Annotated in this window: 15 protein-coding genes and 3 tRNA genes; 5 read left to right on the top strand and 13 right to left on the bottom strand. The window is 68.4% G+C overall.

Annotation, left to right across the window (positions count from 1 at the left end):
• Nucleotides 1-7: 7 nt before the first annotated feature.
• The 4 genes from MU407_RS10550 to leuC form a co-directional block, all read right to left on the bottom strand.
• Nucleotides 8-613: a DUF2867 domain-containing protein gene (locus MU407_RS10550; protein WP_246957304.1), complete on the bottom strand. Its 606-nt coding sequence runs from the start codon at nucleotides 611-613 to the stop codon at nucleotides 8-10.
• Complete coding sequence (murA, locus tag MU407_RS10545) at nucleotides 610-1,932, bottom strand: UDP-N-acetylglucosamine 1-carboxyvinyltransferase (protein WP_246957301.1); 1,323 nt, start codon at nucleotides 1,930-1,932, stop codon at nucleotides 610-612. The genes MU407_RS10550 and murA overlap by 4 nt, the downstream gene beginning before the upstream one ends.
• A 130-nt stretch (nucleotides 1,933-2,062) precedes the next feature.
• Complete coding sequence (leuD, locus tag MU407_RS10540) at nucleotides 2,063-2,671, bottom strand: 3-isopropylmalate dehydratase small subunit (RefSeq protein ID WP_102235235.1); 609 nt, start codon at nucleotides 2,669-2,671, stop codon at nucleotides 2,063-2,065.
• A 9-nt stretch (nucleotides 2,672-2,680) separates the two neighbouring features.
• Nucleotides 2,681-4,093, bottom strand: coding sequence for a 3-isopropylmalate dehydratase large subunit (gene leuC, locus MU407_RS10535; protein WP_246957298.1), 1,413 nt, complete (start codon nucleotides 4,091-4,093; stop codon nucleotides 2,681-2,683).
• A gap of 137 nt (nucleotides 4,094-4,230) precedes the next feature.
• Here leuC and MU407_RS10530 point away from each other — a divergent pair, with 137 nt between their 5' ends.
• Complete coding sequence (locus MU407_RS10530; protein WP_102235233.1) at nucleotides 4,231-4,965, top strand: IclR family transcriptional regulator; 735 nt, start codon at nucleotides 4,231-4,233, stop codon at nucleotides 4,963-4,965.
• Between the two features lie 72 nt (nucleotides 4,966-5,037).
• Here the strand turns inward: MU407_RS10530 and MU407_RS10525 are convergent.
• From MU407_RS10525 to MU407_RS10490, 8 genes are all read right to left on the bottom strand, one after another.
• Nucleotides 5,038-5,113: transfer RNA gene (locus MU407_RS10525), tRNA-Glu, on the bottom strand.
• A 55-nt stretch (nucleotides 5,114-5,168) separates the two neighbouring features.
• A tRNA-Glu gene (locus MU407_RS10520) sits at nucleotides 5,169-5,241 on the bottom strand.
• 31 nt (nucleotides 5,242-5,272) lie between these two features.
• Nucleotides 5,273-5,344, bottom strand: a tRNA-Gln gene (locus MU407_RS10515).
• 189 nt (nucleotides 5,345-5,533) lie between these two features.
• Nucleotides 5,534-7,060, bottom strand: a complete 1,527-nt coding sequence (gene gltX / locus MU407_RS10510) for a glutamate--tRNA ligase (RefSeq protein ID WP_348648026.1) — start codon at nucleotides 7,058-7,060, stop codon at nucleotides 5,534-5,536.
• A gap of 46 nt (nucleotides 7,061-7,106) precedes the next feature.
• On the bottom strand, nucleotides 7,107-7,883 hold the full coding sequence (locus tag MU407_RS10505; RefSeq protein ID WP_246957295.1) for a fumarylacetoacetate hydrolase family protein: 777 nt from the start codon (nucleotides 7,881-7,883) through the stop codon (nucleotides 7,107-7,109).
• Nucleotides 7,884-7,893: 10 nt separating this feature from the next.
• Nucleotides 7,894-8,790, bottom strand: coding sequence for an ABC transporter ATP-binding protein (locus tag MU407_RS10500; protein WP_246957293.1), 897 nt, complete (start codon nucleotides 8,788-8,790; stop codon nucleotides 7,894-7,896).
• Entirely contained in the window at nucleotides 8,787-9,851 is a 1,065-nt protein-coding gene (locus MU407_RS10495) for an ABC transporter substrate-binding protein (RefSeq protein ID WP_246957291.1), read from the bottom strand. Before MU407_RS10495 ends, MU407_RS10500 begins: the two co-directional genes overlap by 4 nt.
• Before the next feature lie 3 nt (nucleotides 9,852-9,854).
• Entirely contained in the window at nucleotides 9,855-10,673 is an 819-nt protein-coding gene (locus MU407_RS10490; RefSeq protein WP_102235284.1) for an ABC transporter permease, read from the bottom strand.
• A 279-nt stretch (nucleotides 10,674-10,952) separates the two neighbouring features.
• On the opposite strand from MU407_RS10490, the gene MU407_RS10485 reads away from it, so the two are divergent.
• From MU407_RS10485 to MU407_RS10470, 4 genes are all read left to right on the top strand, one after another.
• Nucleotides 10,953-12,311, top strand: a complete 1,359-nt coding sequence (locus tag MU407_RS10485; protein ID WP_102235228.1) for a YeeE/YedE family protein — start codon at nucleotides 10,953-10,955, stop codon at nucleotides 12,309-12,311.
• 34 nt (nucleotides 12,312-12,345) lie between these two features.
• The gene (locus MU407_RS10480; protein WP_246957288.1) at nucleotides 12,346-14,046 is read left to right on the top strand and encodes an FAD-dependent oxidoreductase; all 1,701 of its coding nucleotides are present in this window, start codon (nucleotides 12,346-12,348) and stop codon (nucleotides 14,044-14,046) included.
• Between the two features lie 160 nt (nucleotides 14,047-14,206).
• Nucleotides 14,207-15,121, top strand: a complete 915-nt coding sequence (locus MU407_RS10475; protein WP_102235283.1) for a 3-methyladenine DNA glycosylase — start codon at nucleotides 14,207-14,209, stop codon at nucleotides 15,119-15,121.
• 47 nt (nucleotides 15,122-15,168) lie between these two features.
• Nucleotides 15,169-16,044, top strand: a complete 876-nt coding sequence (locus MU407_RS10470) for a hypothetical protein (protein ID WP_246957285.1) — start codon at nucleotides 15,169-15,171, stop codon at nucleotides 16,042-16,044.
• Nucleotides 16,045-16,087: 43 nt separating this feature from the next.
• Here MU407_RS10470 and MU407_RS10465 read toward each other — a convergent pair.
• A partial coding sequence (locus MU407_RS10465) for a hypothetical protein (RefSeq protein WP_246957282.1) occupies nucleotides 16,088-16,966 on the bottom strand: 879 nt, incomplete at its 5' end.

The raw sequence follows: 16,966 nt of genomic DNA, 5'->3' as shown, positions 1-16,966 counted from the left end.
AGCGCCCTCAGCCGCGGTCCGCGCCGCCGCGGCCCAGGGCCTTGCGGGTGACCTGCCCGGTGATCGAGCCAGCTGCACCCTGCCCGACCAGGTCGCGGCGCCGCAGGGTGGTGGGGGCTCGACGGGCCAGCGTGTTCACGGCTGCGGCGTGCATGAGGCGGCGCGGGGCGAAGGCGAGACGGCCCCGCAGGGAGCGGTACTTCACGGCGGTGGTGACCTGCAGCAGGTCCCCGCCGGGCAGCAGCGCCACGCCGATGCGCACCCGCAGCTTGTCGTCATCGTCGATGATCAGCGCTTCGGAGCCCACCACCTCATCGGCCACGTACTCCTTGGCCGGGGGTGGGACCATGTCGAACAGGCGCACCGCCTCATCGCGCAGAGCCCGCAGGCCGCGGCTGGCCAGCGGCGTGTTCTCGTGGGCGAAGATCGCATCGGCCCACACCCGCGGATCGGATTCCTGCACCCCGGCGGTGGGCACGATCACCACATCGCAGTAGTCAGGGATCGGGATGTCGCGCAGGGCCAGGGATCCGGCGGCGCCGACGGGCGGGGCGCTCGCGGGTTCGGGGTCGCTCACGATGATCTGCTCGTCGTCCTGGTGCTGCTCGCTCACGCGTCGTCCTCCCAGAACTCCGCGCCGAGGGCGGTGAGCTTCTCGCGGAAGGACTCGTAGCCGCGGTCGATCAGGCCGATGCCGCGGATGGAGGAGACGCCCTCGGCGCCGAGCGCGGCGATGAGGTAGGAGAAGCCGCCGCGCAGATCCGGGACGGTGATGTCCGCGCCGTGCAGGGGGGTGGGGCCGGAGATGACGGCGGAGTGGTTGAAGTTGCTGCGACCGAAGCGGCAGCTCGAGCCGCCCAGGCAGTCGCGGTACACCTGGATGCGGGCGCCCATGTTGTTCAGCGCGCTGGTGAAGCCCAGGCGGTTCTCGTACACGGTCTCGTGGAGGATCGAGATGCCGTCGGCCTGCGTGAGGGCGACCACCAGCGGTTGCTGCCAGTCGGTCATGAAGCCGGGGTGTACGTCGGTCTCCAGGGCGATGGCCTTCAGCGGCGTGCCCGGGTGGTAGAAGCGGATGCCGTCCTCGCGGATGTCCATCCCGCCGCCGACCTTGCGGAAGATGTTCAGGAAGGTGGACATGGGCTTCTGCTGCGCCCCGCGCACGGTCACAGACCCGCCGGTGACCAGGGCGGCGCAGGCCCAGGAACCGGCCTCGATGCGGTCCGGCAGGGCGGTGTGCTCGTAGCCGCCGAGGCTCTCGACGCCCTCGATGATGATGGTGCGGTCGGTCTGCAGCGAGATGATCGCGCCCATCTTCTGCAGCACCGCGATGAGGTCCTCGATCTCGGGCTCGACGGCGGCGCCGGTGAGCTCCGTGGTGCCGCGGGCGCGCACAGCGGTCAGCAGCACCTGCTCGGTCGCGCCGACGCTCGGGTACTCCAGGTGGATGCGCGCGCCGCTCAGCCCGTCGGGCGCGGTGATGTGGATGCCCATCTCGCGCTTGTCGACGACCGCGCCGAAGTTGCGCAGCACATCGAGGTGGTAGTTGATGGGCCGATCACCGATCCGGCAGCCGCCCAGATCAGGGATGATCGCCTCCCCCAGGCGGTGCAGCAGGGGGCCGCAGAACAAGATCGGGATGCGAGAGCTGCCGGCGTGGGCGTCGATGTCCGCGACATGCGCCTTCTCGACGTTCGACGGGTCCATCTGCAGCACACCCGCCTCGACGTCGAGGTCGACCTTGACGCCGTGGATGCGCAGCAGGTCCGAGACGATGCGGACGTCGGAGATGTCCGGCACCGAGCGCAGCACCGACGGCTCCTCCCCCAAGAGGGAGGCGACCATCGCCTTCGATACGAGGTTCTTGGCCCCGCGGACGGTGATCTCGCCGTCCAGGGGACGGCCTCCGCGCACATGGAAAGTCGAGCTCATGGTGTCCTTGCGTAGCGATGCGGACGTCACTGAGCGTCCGTTCCTGACCGAGCGAGCATACCGGAGCAGGCCGTGCGCGGACCGTAAGCTCGGGCACGTCCCGCGCCGCGGCGGGGCGTGCCCGGGCAGGTCAGTCGGCGGTTCGGGCCGGCAGGGTGCGGGGCATCCACGCCGGGCGGCGCTGCTCGAATGCCGTGATGTCCGCCTCGTGGCGCAGGGTCAGGCCGATGTCATCCAGGCCCTCCATGAGGCGCCAGCGCGTGTAGTCGTCGATCTCCAGGCGGAAGACCGCGTCGGCAGCCGTGACCTGACGCTGGACGATGTCGACGGTGACCTCGGTGCCGGGCTCCTCCTCGAGGATCTTCCACAGCTGCTCGATGTCATCCTGCGCGAGCACTCCGGCGACGAGCCCCTGCTTGCCGGCGTTGCCGCGGAAGATCTCGGCGAAGCGGCTGGAGAGCACGGCCCGGAAGCCGTAGTCACGCAGCGCCCACACGGCGTGTTCGCGGGAGGAGCCGGTGCCGAAGTCCGGTCCGGCCACGAGCACGGAGCCGCAGGAGTAGGCGGGACGGTTGAGCACGAAGTCGGGGTCATTCGTGCGCCAGGCGTGGAACAGCCCATCGTCGAAGCCGGTCTTGGTGACGCGCTTGAGGTAGACGGCAGGGATGATCTGGTCGGTGTCGACGTTGCTGCGCCGCAGGGGGACGCCGATGCCGGTGTGGGTGGTGACGGGTTCCATGACGGCTCCTCAGGCGGTGGGCTGCAGATCGGACGGGGAGGACAGGGTGCCGCGCACGGCGGTGGCGGCGGCGACCACCGGGGAGACCAGGTGGGTGCGGCCGCCCTTGCCCTGCCGGCCCTCGAAGTTGCGGTTGGAGGTGGAGGCGGCGCGCTCCCCCGGCGCGAGCTGGTCGGGGTTCATGCCCAGGCACATGGAGCAGCCGGCCTGACGCCATTCGGCGCCGAAGGCGGTGAAGACCTCATCGAGGCCCTCCTGCTCGGCCTGCAGGCGCACCCGCGCCGAGCCGGGGACGACAAGCACCCGCACCTCGGGATGCTTGGTGCGGCCACGGACCACATCGGCGAAAGCGCGCAGGTCCTCGATCCGGCCGTTGGTGCACGAGCCCATGAACACGGTGTCCACCGCGATGTCCTTGAGCGGCATGCCGGGCACCAGGTCCATGTACTCGAGTGCCCGCTCGGCGGCGCTGCGGGAGGTGTCGTCGGTGAAGTCCTCCGGAGCGGGAACGGCGGCACTGAGCGGCAGGCCCTGGCCGGGGTTGGTGCCCCAGGTGACGAAGGGCTCGAGCTCATCGGCGTTGATCGTGACCTCGGCGTCGAAGACCGCATCGTCGTCGCTGCGCAGGGTCTTCCAGTAGGCGACGGCCTCGTCCCAGTCCGCGCCGGTCGGGGCGTGGGGGCGGCCCCTCACATACTCGAAGGTCGTCTCATCGGGGGCGATCATGCCGGCGCGGGCACCGGCTTCGATGGACATGTTGCAGATCGTCATGCGGCCCTCCATGGAGAGGGCGCGGATCGCCTCGCCGCGGTATTCGAGGACGTACCCGGCGCCGCCGCCGGTGCCGATCTGCGCGATGACGGCGAGGATGATGTCCTTCGCGGTGACGCCGGGCCTCAGGGAGCCGGTGACGTTCACGGCCATCGTCTTAAACGGGGTCAGCGGCAGGGTCTGGGTGGCCATGACGTGCTCGACCTCGGAGGTGCCAATCCCGAAGGCGAGGGCGCCGAACGCGCCGTGGGTGGAGGTGTGGGAGTCTCCGCATACGACGGTGATGCCGGGCATGGTGAGCCCCAGCTGCGGGCCGACGACGTGGACGATGCCCTGGTCCTTGTCGCCGAGGGGGTGGATGCGCACCCCGAACTCCTCGGCGTTGCGGCGCAGGGTCTCGATCTGGGTGCGAGAGGTGATGTCCGTGATCGGCTTGTCGATGTCGATCGTGGGGGTGTTGTGGTCCTCGGTGGCGAGCGTCTGGTCCACGCGGCGCAGGGTCCGGCCCTCCTGGCGCAGGCCGTCGAAGGCCTGGGGGCTCGTGACCTCGTGCAGGAGCTGGAGGTCGATGTAGAGCAGGTCCGGTTCTCCGTTCTCGCCGGCACGGACCACGTGATCCGTCCAGACCTTCTCCGCGAGGGTGCCCGCCATGTCGATCCTTCCCTGCGCCCTCGGGGCGCTTTCCTGAATGCTGAGACGCGCCCGGGCTGCGAGCGCTGCGGTCATCGTGGTCGGGGCCACGGCTGCCCGCATTTGCGTCTCAACAAATAAGACGGCAGTATCGGTGCATGGACAAAACCTCGGAGGACACCGGCAGCGGTGTCGGCGTGCTGGACAAGGCCGCGATCGTGCTGGGCGCACTGGAAGCCGGACCGGCCACACTCGCGCAGCTAGTGCAATCCACGGGCCTGGCCCGTCCCACCGCGCACCGGCTCGCGGTTGCGCTCGAGCACCACCACCTCGTGGCCCGGGACATGCAGGGCCGCTTCATCCTGGGGCCACGGCTCGGCGAGCTCGCCGCCGCCGCGGGTGAGGATCGCCTGCTGGCCTCCGCCGGCCCCGTGCTCGCTGCACTGCGGGACCACACCGGGGAGTCCGCTCAGCTGTACCGCCGCCAGGGCGATCACCGCATCTGCGTGGCCGCGGCGGAGCGGCCCATCGGCCTGCGGGACTCGGTACCGCTCGGCTCGGCGCTGACCATGCGCGCGGGCTCTGCCGCGCAGATCCTGCTGGCCTGGGAGGAGCCGGACCGGCTGCACCGCGGCCTGCTCGGCGCGCGCTTCACCGCCACCCAGCTCTCAGCGGTACGCCGTCGCGGCTGGGCGCAGTCCATCGGTGAGCGCGAACCCGGCGTGGGATCAGTCTCCGCGCCGGTGCGCGGCCCCAACGGGCGCGTGGTCGCGGCGCTGTCCGTCTCCGGGCCGATCGATCGGATCACCCGCCAGCCCGGGCGCCTGCACGCCGCGAGCGTGATGAGCTCGGCGAACCACCTCACCGAGCTGCTGGCCCGCGCGGGGGCGTGAGCAGGGGCGCGGGAGCGTGAACTCAGGCTGGAACGACAGAAGCCGCCACCCGAGTGGGTGGCGGCTTCTGATTGGTACCCCGTACCGGATTTGAACCGGTGTTACCGCCGTGAGAGGGCGGCGTCCTGGGCCGCTAGACGAACGGGGCCCGGCAGCAACCGCAGATCGATCCGGGGATCATGATCGTGATGGTTCCTGCGTCGTACCCCGTACCGGATTTGAACCGGTGTTACCGCCGTGAGAGGGCGGCGTCCTAGGCCGCTAGACGAACGGGGCGCGGGCGGCGAGGCAGTGACTGCCTGCTGCGCTGGGGTACCAGGACTCGAACCTAGAATGACGGTACCAGAAACCGTTGTGTTGCCAATTACACCATACCCCATGGTGAGAGCACGTCTCCGAAGCCTCCGACCGGGTCTTGCGCGGTGGTTTCCGCACCTCCCGGGCCGATCGCTTCGGCGCCGTACCGAGGTAAGACTCTAGCGGGTCTGGCGCCGAAGCACAAAGCGAGAGGGGCCCTGAGCCCTGTGAGGCTCGGCACCCCTCGCACTGTGCTGAGGCAGATCGCGGCTCAGTCGGCGCTCTCCTCCGCAGCGAGCCGGTCCCGCAGTGACCGCAGCCTGGTAAGGCTCGAGGGCTTGCCCAGCAGCTCCATGGACTCGAACAGCGGCGGGGAGATCCGGCGCCCGGAGATGGCGCTGCGCAGCGGCCCGAAGGCCAGGCGCGGCTTAATACCCATCTCCTCGATGATCGCCCCACGCAGCGCAGCCTTGAGCGTCGCGGCGTCGAAGGAGTCCTCCGGAACCGCTTCGATCTCGGTGATCGCACGCTCAAGCACGGCCACCGGGTCATCGCCGAGCTTCTTCAGTGCATCGTCCTGGACCACGAGGTCCGCATCGGCCACAAAGAGGAAGCCCATGAGGTCCGGGGCCTCCCCGAGCAGGTTCATGCGTGTCTGCACCAGCGGGGTCGCCGCGCGCACCAGGGCGATCTGCTCGGCGCTCGGCTGCTCGGGCAGAACGCCGCCACGCTGCAGGTAGGGCACCAGGCGCTCGGCGAGGTCCTCCTCGGTGAGCAGGCGGATGTGGTCGGCGTTGATGGCGGTGGCCTTCTTGAGGTCCACGCGCGCGGGGTTGGGGTTCACATCGCGCGCATCGAAGCGCTCGACCATCTGCTCGCGAGTGAAGATGTCCTCGTCGGCGCTGTATCCCCAGCCCAGCAGCGCGAGGTAGTTGACCATGCCCTCGGCGATGAAGCCCTGCTCACGGTAGAGGAACAGGTCCGACTGCGGGTCACGCTTGGAGAGCTTCTTGTTGCCGTCTCCCATCACGTAGGGCAGGTGGCCGAACTCCGGGATGCGCTCGGCCACGCCGATCTCGATCAGCGCCCGGTAGAGGGCGATCTGCCGCGGCGTGGAGGAGAGGATGTCCTCACCGCGCAGCACGTGGGTGACGCGCATCAGCGCATCGTCCACCGGGTTCACGAGCGTGTACAGCGGCTGCCCGTTCGCGCGGACCACGACGAAGTCCGGGGTGGTGCCGGCCTTGAAGGTGATCTCCCCGCGCACCATGTCGGTGAAGGTGATGTCCTCCTCGGGCATGCGCAGGCGCCAGGTGGGCTCACGGCCCTCGGCACGGAAGGCGGCCTTCTGCTCCTCGGTCAGCTCGCGGTCGTAGCCGTCGTAGCCCAGCTGCGGGTCGCGGCCGGCGTCGATGTGGCGCTGCTTGATCTCCTCGGCAGTGGAGAAGGACTCGTAGATGTGCCCGGATTCCTTGAGCTTCGCGATGACGTCCTGATAGATCTCGCCGCGCTGGGACTGGCGGTAGGGGCCGTCGGGCCCGCCAACCTCCACGCCCTCATCCCAGTCGATGCCCAGCCAGCGCATGGCCTCCAGCAGCTGCTGGTAGGACTCCTCGCTGTCGCGGGCGGCGTCGGTGTCCTCGATGCGGAAGATCAGCTTTCCGCCGTGGCGGCGGGCATGCGCCCAGTTGAACAGGGCGGTGCGCACCATGCCGACATGCGGGGTGCCAGTGGGGCTGGGGCAGAAGCGCACCCGCACCTCGTCGGTCGGGGCAGGGGCGATGGGGGCGTCGGTCACGCGGGATGCTCCTCGAAGAAAGAAAGGGGGCGGAAAAGTGTAGGGATCAGCGGCGGTGGACGGGATTGCTCAGGGTTCCGATGCCCTCGATGGTCACATCCATGGTGCTCCCGGGATCGACGGTGCGCACCCCGGCGGGAGTGCCGGTGAGCACGAGATCACCGGGCAGCAGAGTGACCACGCCGGAGATCTCCGCGATCAGCTCGGGCACTGCCCGCAGCATGTCCGCGGTGCTGCCTTGCTGTGCACTCTGGCCGTCCACGGCGCTCATGATCGCGAGATCTGTGGGGTCCAGGTCCGTCTCGATCCAGGGGCCGATGGGGCACGAGGTGTCGAAGGCCTTGGCGCGGAACCACTGCTTCTCCTCCCGCTGCGCATCGCGCGCGGTGAGGTCGTTCGCGCAGGTAAAGCCGAGGATGTGGGCGGACACCTGCTCGGGGGTGAGGTCTTTAGCGAGGGACTTGATCACCACGGCGAGCTCCGCCTCGAGGCTCAGCTCCTCGGTGTATCCGGGCATCATGACGGGCTCGCCGGGGCCGATCACGGCGGTGTTGGGCTTGAGGAACAGCAGCGCCTGCTCGGGCACGTCGTTGCCGAGCTCCGCGGCGTGCTCGGCGTAGTTGCGGCCCACGCATACCACCTTCGAGCGGGGGATGACGGGGGCCAGCAGCCGCACGTCATCCAGCGGGACGATGGTGCCGCTCGGGCGGATCTCGGTGTACAGCGGGTCGCCGGCGAGGCCGTAGACCATGTCCTGGCCGTCCTTCTCCTGGACGATGCCGAACATGGGGTCGCCGCCGGTGGTGAATCGGGCGATGCGCATGGCCGCCAGTCTAGGCGGTGGGTTTCGCGCCGTCGTCGGCCCCCGCGATGCCGCGGTGCGAACTGCCAGGGGTGTGGACGCGGGCCTGGAGGGCCGTCGGGTCCTCTTCCTCGATGATCGCGGTGATGTGGCGCACTGCTTCGGCGAACTCGGGCCGGGTGCGCAGCACCTCGATCGCCCCGTTGCCCTCCCCGGAGTGCGCGGGCAGGATCTCGTCGTGCACCACCCTGCCGGGGCGCGGCGACATCACGAGCACGCGGTCCCCTAGGTACACGGCTTCCTCGACGCTGTGGGTGATGAACAGGACGGTGTCCTCGCGGGCGTGGTGCAGCAGCAGCAGGTCGCTCTGCAGGCGGCGGCGGGTCAGGGAGTCCAGTGCCCCAAAGGGCTCATCCATGAGCATGATCTGCGGGGAGTTCGCGAGCACACGGGCGATCTGGCAGCGCTGCTGCATGCCGCCGGAGAGCTCGTAGGTCTTGGCCTCGGCGAAATCGGCGAGGCCCACCATGCCCAGGTAGTAGTCCGCCAGACGTTCCCGTTCGGCGCGGGATGCGCCGCGGTATCGGGGCCCGGCTTCGACGTTGCGCCGCACCGTCCACCAGGGGAACAGGGTGGGCTGCTGGAAGACCACGCCCCGCTGCGGGGAGGGGCCGGTGACGCTCTGCCCGTCGACCACGACCCGTCCTACGCTCGGGGTGAGGAATCCGGCGGCCATGCGCAGCAGGGTGGTCTTGCCGCAGCCGGAAGGGCCGACGACGGTGACGAAGCTGCCGGGCTCGATTGTGAGATCCACGCCGTCGAGGGCGGTCACGGGCTCGCCCCGGTCGCTGCGGTAACGGTGGGTGATGCGCTCGAAGGCGATCCGCCCGGCGGCGGGGTCCGGGGTTGCGCTCGGCTCGGCGCTCATCGGCCCACCTCCATCACCGCATCGGCGTGGACGCGTCCGGCGTACTGCTCCTCAGTCAGAGCCCCTTCCGTGAGTCGTACCTCGGCCAGGAAGCTGCCGGTGGAGTGCAGGGCCTCCCCTGCCCCGGCGCCGAACCAGTCCTCCCCCGCGAGATCCTCGGCGGTGAGGTAGGTGTAGCCGGCCATCTGCTGGCGTGCCACCTCCTCGGGCACGCCCAGCTGTGCGGCGATCGAGGCGGCCGCGGCATCCGGGTCCTCGAGGATCTGCTGGGCGGCATGGTCCTGCACGCGGGTCCACATGAGCATGAACTCGGGGTTCTGCGCGATGAACTCATCGCGCGCGGTCTGCATGTCGAAGGTGACAAAGCCCGCCTCGGCCGCGGCCGCGCTGTCCAGGACGCGGTGGCCGCCGAGGTCCTCAAGTTCGGTGAGGGTGGGCTCCCAGGTCCAGGCGGCGTCAATCTCTCCGGAGTGGGCGGCGGCGGGCATCTTGTCATTGGTGAGGTTCACGACCTCCACCTGCTGGGAGATCCCGGCCTGTTCGAGCATCGACAGCAGCACGTAGTGGGGTGTGGCGCCGAAGGTGACGGCGACGGTGCGCCCGGCGAGATCGTCGATCGTCGTGATCTCTTCGTCGAAGGCGACGAGTGCCTCGGAGGTGCCGATGACATCGGGCACCCAGATCAGGGAGATCGGCAGCTCGAGCGGCGGGCTCATGGCCTTCACCCCTGCGGAGGAGCCGTAGATGCCGATGTCGATCGATCCGGCGCCGAAGGCTTGGATGACGTCGTTGCCGCCGTTGAAGCGCATCCATTCGATGGTGGCGCTGGGCATGCAGCGCTCGAGCAGCCCGAGGTCCTTGACGATGAGGTCGCCGCCCGCGATGCCCTGCCAGGCGATACGAGCATGCGTGGTGATCGACGGGTCGGGCTCGACGGGGCAGGCGGCGCCGGCCACCGGATCGGAGTGGGGGTGGACGGTGCGGCCGGGCTGGATGCAGCCGGTGAGCGCGAGCAGCACGGCGAGCGCAGCGCCGAGGGCGGACAGGCGGGGTGATCGCATGTCTCAGGCCTCCTTGCCCTGCCAGGGGACCAGCAGGTCTCCGATACGGACGATGAGCTGGTCCAGGGCTACCGCGACGATGCCGATCACGAGGATGCAGGCGATTGTCAGGGCGGTCTGGAGCTGGACGCCGGCCTGGAAGGCGAGGCCACCGATGCCGGGGATGCCGTTGTTGAGCTCGGCGGCCACGACGGTGGTCCAGGCGAATCCGGTGGCTAGGCGCACGCCCTGGACGACGAAGGGCAGGGAGGACGGCAGGGTGACGGTGAGGATCCGCTGCCAGCGGCTGGCGCCAAGGGATGCGGCGGCCAGCAGCCGGTCGCGGCTGACGGCGCCGACCCCCTGGATGGTTGCGATGACGACGGGTGGGAAGGCGGCCAGGAACAGCAGCCAGTACTTGGAGGATTCGCCGATGCCCACCCACACCACGAGCAGGCCGATGTAGCCCAGCGGTGGCAGGGCGCGCAGGAAGTTCAGGTAGGGGGCGATGAGCACCATGAGGAAGCGGGAGCTGCCCATGAGATAGCCGATGGCGATGCCGAGCACTGCCCCAAGTCCCACGCCCATGCCGATGCGCTGCAGGGAGACCACGAGGTGCTCCCACAGGTAGTAGTTGGACTCGCCGCAGATCTTGCGGGTGGCGCCTTCGGCGATCGGATAGCAGGAGTTCGCGCGCCAGAACGCGTCCCACACGGCGCCGGGGCCGGGGAGGTAGAGCGGATCCACGACCCGCGCGGCGGCGATCGCCCACCACACAAGCAGCAGCGCCACGAGGGAGCCGAGCTGGAGGGCGAGCGTGCGCCCGGTGCGGGAGAGGGGCATGGGGCGCACAGTAGCAACGACTGCAGCGGCAGACCGGGCCCTCCTGCCCCGCCACCGGCCCGAATGCGGACCTTTGCTCCAGGAGGTGCGCACCCCTACCCATGAAAGGTCTGTACATCCATAGGCTTTGTATTTGGTGGCCATAAGCAGGGATTTGTGTTACTGACAAGAAGGGACTGTGGTCCCCGCTACACCCCCGCCGTGCTTCCTAGCCTCGAGACGCCGGAGCCCCCATGGCACCCCGCACACACCCCGTACTCCCCCGTCGAAGGAAGCACGATGACCACCCCCACCGCCACGCGCGACGAGGCGATGATCGACCGTCTCGCCCGTTCGTTCCCGAAGCAGCAGCCGCTGATCGCTCTGGCGATCCTCGTGGTCTGCCTCCTCATCGGCACCTTCGTCGTCGATGACAGCGTGAAGTTCTACCTCTACGGCATCGCCGGTCTGTGCCTGGGCTACGTGCTGGTGCGCGGCGCCTTCGGCTTCGCCGGCGGCATCAAGCGCGTCTACGTCGTCGGCGAAGGCAGCCTCACCACCGCCCTGCTGACGATGTTCACCGTCACCACGCTGTTCACCCTGTCCTGGCAGTGGGCACAGAGCGCCGGACTGCTGCCGATGGACAAGAACGGGGAGCTGATCGGCAGCGCGAACATCGCCCCCATCGGCCTGCCGCTGATCATCGGGGCGTTCCTGTTCGGCATGGGCGCGATCATGGCCGGGGCGTGCGCCTCGGGCTGCCTCACCGACGCCGGCGAGGGCTACATCCGCGCCGTCATCGCCCTGGTGTTCTTCATCCTGTTCTCCGTTCCCGGAGAGATGGGCCGCGCCGCGATCGAGAGCACCATGGGTGAGGGCTTCACCCTCCACCTGCCGCAGTGGTTCGGCTACCCCGGCGCGATCCTGTTGAGCCTCATCGGCTTCTTCGTCATCTACATGCTGGTGTGGGGCTACGAGCGCAAGCGCAAGCGTGAGGCCACCGTCGAGCATGTGCAGACCCCCGCGGAGATGCTGCCCATCCCCGGAGACACCGACGGCCGCACCGACCGCTTCTTCGGCTACCGCCTGTGGCACAACCTGTTCAGCACCCGCTGGACCTTCATGACCTCCGCGATGATGCTCGCCTTTTTGTGGATCTTCATCCTCGTCACCACCCACAAGGCCTGGGGCGTCACCTCCGGCTTCACCACCCTGGATGTGGCAGCGCTGAAGCTCGTGGGCATCGAGTTCCAGGCCGACTGGGCCACCAAGGCCAATGAGGCCATCGCCGGCGGCCTGCTGAACGACGGCGGCACCGTGCGAAACCTCGGCCTGCTGATCGGCGCCGCCTACGCCCTGCTGCTGGCCGGCCGCTTCCGCATCAACACGGACTTCTCCGCCCGCGACGCCGTGATCTACGGCGGTGGCGGCGCTCTGATGGGCTTCGGTGCCCGCATGGCCGATGGCTGCAACATCGGCGCCCTGTTCTCCGGGCTGTCCGTCGGGTCCCTGAGCGGCTGGGTGTTCGGAGTCTTCCTGGTCCTCGGCGCCGCCGCGGGGCTGAAGATCTTCGAGGGGAAGCTGAACATCATCCCGCCGAGCCGCCACATCACCGTGAACCCCACCACTCTGCCCGCCCACCGCATCACCGACCGCTGACCGCGACCGCACCCACCGGGAAGGAACCCTCACCATGACCACCCAGAAGCGTCACCTCATCATCGGCGGCGTCGCCGGCGGTGCCTCGACCGCCGCCCGCCTGCGCCGACTGGACGAATCCGCCGAGATCATCATGTTCGAGCGCGGCCCCCACGTCTCCTTCTCCAACTGCTGCCTGCCCTGGCACCTCTCCGGCGTCATCGAGAAGGCGGACACGCTGGTGCTGATGGACCCCGAGCAGTTCTGGAACCAGTATCGGATCATCGCCCGTACCGGCCATGAGGTCACCGCGATCGACACCGCGAACAAGACCATCACCGTCACGCAGGTGGCGACCGGCACCGAGACCACCGAGGCATACGACACCCTGACCCTGTCCCCCGGTGCCTCCCCGGTGGTGCCGCCCATCCCGGGCGTGGACGGCGAGCACGTGTTCACGGTGCGCAACGTCGTGGACATCGATGCGCTGAACACCTTCCTGCACAACCGCGACGTCCAGGACGTGGTGGTGATCGGCGGGGGGTTCATCGGCCTGGAGGTCGCCGAGAACCTCGTGCACGGCGGGCGGAAGGTCGCCCTCGCCGAGGCCCTCCCCCAGGTGCTCAGCCCGCTGGATCCCGAGCTCGCCGCCGTCCTGCACCGCGAGCTGAGGAACCAGGGGGTGGACCTGCACCTCGGCGATGCCGTCGCCGAGATCCGCGAGGACGAGGTGGTGCTCGCCTCCGGCGCCACCGTCCCCGCCCAGGCGGTCGTCATGAGCATCGGTGTGCGCCCGGAGACCGCGCTCGCCCGCGCGGCCGGTCTGAAGATCGGCACCACCGGCGGCATCGCCGTCGACGAGCACTTCCGCACCTCCGCGCCCGATGTGTACGCCGTCGGCGATGCCATCGAGGTGACCCACAAGCTGACCGGCCAGCCCACGCTGCTGGCGATGGCCGGTCCCGCGCAGCGACAGGCCCGCGCCGTGGCCGACCACATCTACGGCCGGCCCACCCGCAACCGCGGTGTGATCGGCTCCTCGGTGGTGCAGGTCTTCGACTACACCGCCGCTTCGACCGGCCTGAACGAGAAGCAGGCCACAGCCGCAGGAATCGACCACGACTTCGTGTACGTGATCCCGGCGGACTCGGTGGGCATCATGCCGCAGTCCATGCCGATGTTCTTCAAGCTGCTGTTCGAGCGGCCCAGCGGCCGGGTCCTCGGCGCGCAGGCCGTCGGCACCGGCGCGGCGGACAAGCGCATCGACGTCATCGCGACGCTCATCATGATGGACGGCACCCTGGAGGATCTGGCAGACCTCGAGCTCGCCTACTCCCCCATCTACTCCACGGCGAAGGACGTGGTGATCCACGCAGCGCTCGTGGGGCTGAACATCCTGCACGGGGAGTTCGAGCAGGTCCCGGTCACGCAGGTGCGCGAGCTCGTGGAGGAGGGCGCGTTCATCATCGACGCGCGGGAGCCCGACGAGTTCGCCGCCGGCCACCTCACCACCGCGGTGAACATCCCCCTGTCCCAGTTCCGGGATCGGCTCGAGGAGATCCCCGCGGACCGCGAGGTGTATGTGCACTGCCGGTCCTCGCAGCGCTCCTACAACATGGTGCGGGCGCTCGCGCAGCTGGGTCGCCCGAACGCCGTGAACATCTCCGGCTCCTACCTCGGGATCTCCATGGAGGAGTTCTTCACCGACGCCGCGAGCGGCCGCGACCGGATCGTCACGGAGTACAACTTCGACTGACCTGCCGATGCCGCTCACGGGGTGGTGCGATCTGCGGGTCGCACCACCCCGTGCACTGTCGCCCTGACGGGTGCAGGAGGAAGCTGCCCTAAGGTAATGCGGCAGCGGGTCGACGGACCCGCCCGGCAGGAAGGTGGAGGCGGTGAGTGACCCGTTGCTGATGACGGTGCCAGAGGCACAGGCCGCGCGACGCGCTCACGAACAGCGAGCCGATGCGCTGACCGCCGCGCACCGGGCGCGCCGTCTGCGGGGCGAGAAGCATCCGGTCGAGGACTTCCTGTTCACCTACTACCCCTTCTCCCCTGCGCGCTTGCGCCGCTGGCATCCGGGGTGGGACGTCGCCTATCCGGTATCGGCCGATGACGATGCGCACGGTCGCCCCGCGATCACCGACGTTGACGACCATGGGCGGCGTTCCTGGTACGTGGACACCGAGGGGCTGCGCCGCGCGGACGTGCAGCGATATCTCACCGAGCGCGCCGATGCACTGAGGTTCATGCATCGGCTGCTGCGCTCCTCGGCGCTGACACGGCGTCGGCCGGAGTTCGGGTGCTTCGGGCTGCACGAGTGGGCGATGGTGCATGGGCTGCAGCCTGGCCAGCAGCGGCATGAGGACCTGCCGCTGCGGCTCAGCCAGGCGGAGACCGACGCGGTGGTGGAGCGGGAGCGCCTGGTGTGCTCGCATATCGACGCGTTCCGCTTCTTCACCCCCACATCTGCGCCCCGGAACTCTCTGGAGCCGACGCGGCAGCGGCAGGTGGAGCTCGACAATCCCGCCTGCCTGCACGTGGGGATGGACCTGTACAAGTGGGCGATGAAGCTCACGCCGCTGGTGCCGTCCGAGCTGGTGCTGGACTGTTTCGAGCATGCGCGTGCCACCCGCGTGCTGGACATGGAGGCAAGCCCCTACGACGTCCGCCCTCTCGGCTACGGCGTGGTGCCGATCGAGACGCCCGAGGGCAAGGCCGAGTACGTGCGACTCCAGCGGAAGCTCGCCGAGGGGGCCGACGTGTTACGGGAACGGCTGCTGGAGGTTTTGGGTGCTGTGCTGCCTGCACACAGCATCGCCGGTTAGGGCTGAACACGCTCTATCCTGAAAGCACCGTCAATGAAGGGGGATCCGTGAACGACACAGCAGCCACCCGCGCACGCGAGGGACGCATCGCCACTGCAGCCGCCGCCCTGGCATCCCGTGCGCATGAAGGCCCGACCGCACTGCTCAGCATGACCGATGAGCAGCTTCTTGTTCTCAGCGGGCGCGATCCGAACTCTGCGCTGGTTACCCCCTGGGTTGATGCGCATGCGCAGTCAGAGCAGGATCACGATCTGCTGCTGCGCTCGACAGCGCGGGCGATGCTCGCGGGTGGTCAGGTGTCGACGGAGTCGACGCTCGCAGCTCTTGAAGAGCGTGACCCCATGGGTGAGCCGTCAGATCTGCTTCCCGTTCCGGTGGCAGCCGGCGTACTGGGCCGCCGCGGTTATTCGCAGCTGCGCGTCACGGCTACAGATCTCGATGCGTCCGAGCGAGGGGCGCTACAGCAGTTCGCCGACAGCGATGGCACCGTCATGCTCGAGCAGATCTCCGCAAACGGCATTCATCACTTCACAATGTGCACGCGCGAGGCCGCCATCGAACTCGCATCGCCGTGGATCTTTGGCCAGCTCCCTACGCCTGGAGAAGGATCTCCTCTCCCCGTGTCAGAGGATTCTGATACCCCCGAGGTGGTAACCGGTCGGTACGAGCAGCTGCGCACGGATTCTCCGCTTGCCGACATCCTCCAGGGTGCCGAGCGTCGGATAGCCTTCTTGGCCGAGGATCGTCGTGCACGGACCACGCAGGTGATGTGGGTGATCACAGCAGGCACAGAGCATATCGCCGTACAGCCTGCCGACGAGACGCTGGACCCGGAGGCTCTAGAGGAGGTCAGCCTGGAAGCTCTTCGCGTCTCGCGGGCAGGCATCGCCGCCCAATTGAGCGACTTCCTCACCGTGGCCTAAGCGGACGTATCGTTCCAGCCATAGGCCAGGGCGCCTGAACCTATCAGCCGAACAGGAGATCTCCAACCGCCTCAACCCCACGCTGCGGCAGGTCGATGATCGGATCAATTATCGGCACCGCATCGCGGATACCCTCCGACACGGTTTCAAATCCGCTCTCGGCCAGAGAAGTCACGGTCTCGGTTCCTTCACGCAGACCGCTCCAGCCAGTCAGGGCCTCTACAGCATGCCCGGGGGCCTCGATGAGCATCTTCGACGGGGAACCATCGCCCCAGCCGGAATTCGCAGCAGTCACCGTTGCCGCGTTCCATGCTATATCCAGCGCACCGGTTGCGATTCCGCCAAACTGTCCGATCGCGGCGGTGACCGGGGTTGGGATCATGCCGACGACGGTCATCGCGAGATCCAGCGCGTTGATCCCATAAGTAATCCCCGCGTCGAGGACTCCAAACAGATCTCCATCCTGGAATGCCTGTAACCCGTCATAGAAGGCGATGCCCATCGATCCTGCATCTGCGATGATATTCAGGATGTCGCCAACGATATTCCCAGGAATCATGCCGTAGGCATCGATGATCGAGGTGATCGCGGACCAAGTGTTCAGGCCGATGATGCCGTTCTCGCCGAGAAGGTCTCCCCAGAAGCCGTCACTCTCCAACGGCTCATAGTTTTCGAGCCAATCGACGATGTCCTTGAAGATCTCACCGAGCGTACCCAAAATCGAGCCGTCACCCGGCTCGCTCGCTTCATCCTGCTCGTCGGCATGCTTCCGCAGTTCTTCCAGGAGCTGCCGCAGGGTGGTGTCATAGCGTCGAAGCAACACCTCCGGTCGGCGGGGGTCTGATCGGTGGAGTGTGCGGATGGCGCGGGTGGGGTTGTCGTTCAGTGACAGGTCGGAGATCTCGACGGCCTCGAAAGCGGG

Origin of the sequence: Brachybacterium sp. Marseille-Q7125, from assembly GCF_023062615.1 — a bacterium.
Taxonomy (GTDB): Bacteria; Actinomycetota; Actinomycetes; order Actinomycetales; family Dermabacteraceae; genus Brachybacterium.
The sequence above is the reverse complement of the archived record's forward strand: the minus strand, read 5'-3'. Positions and strand labels throughout refer to the sequence as shown.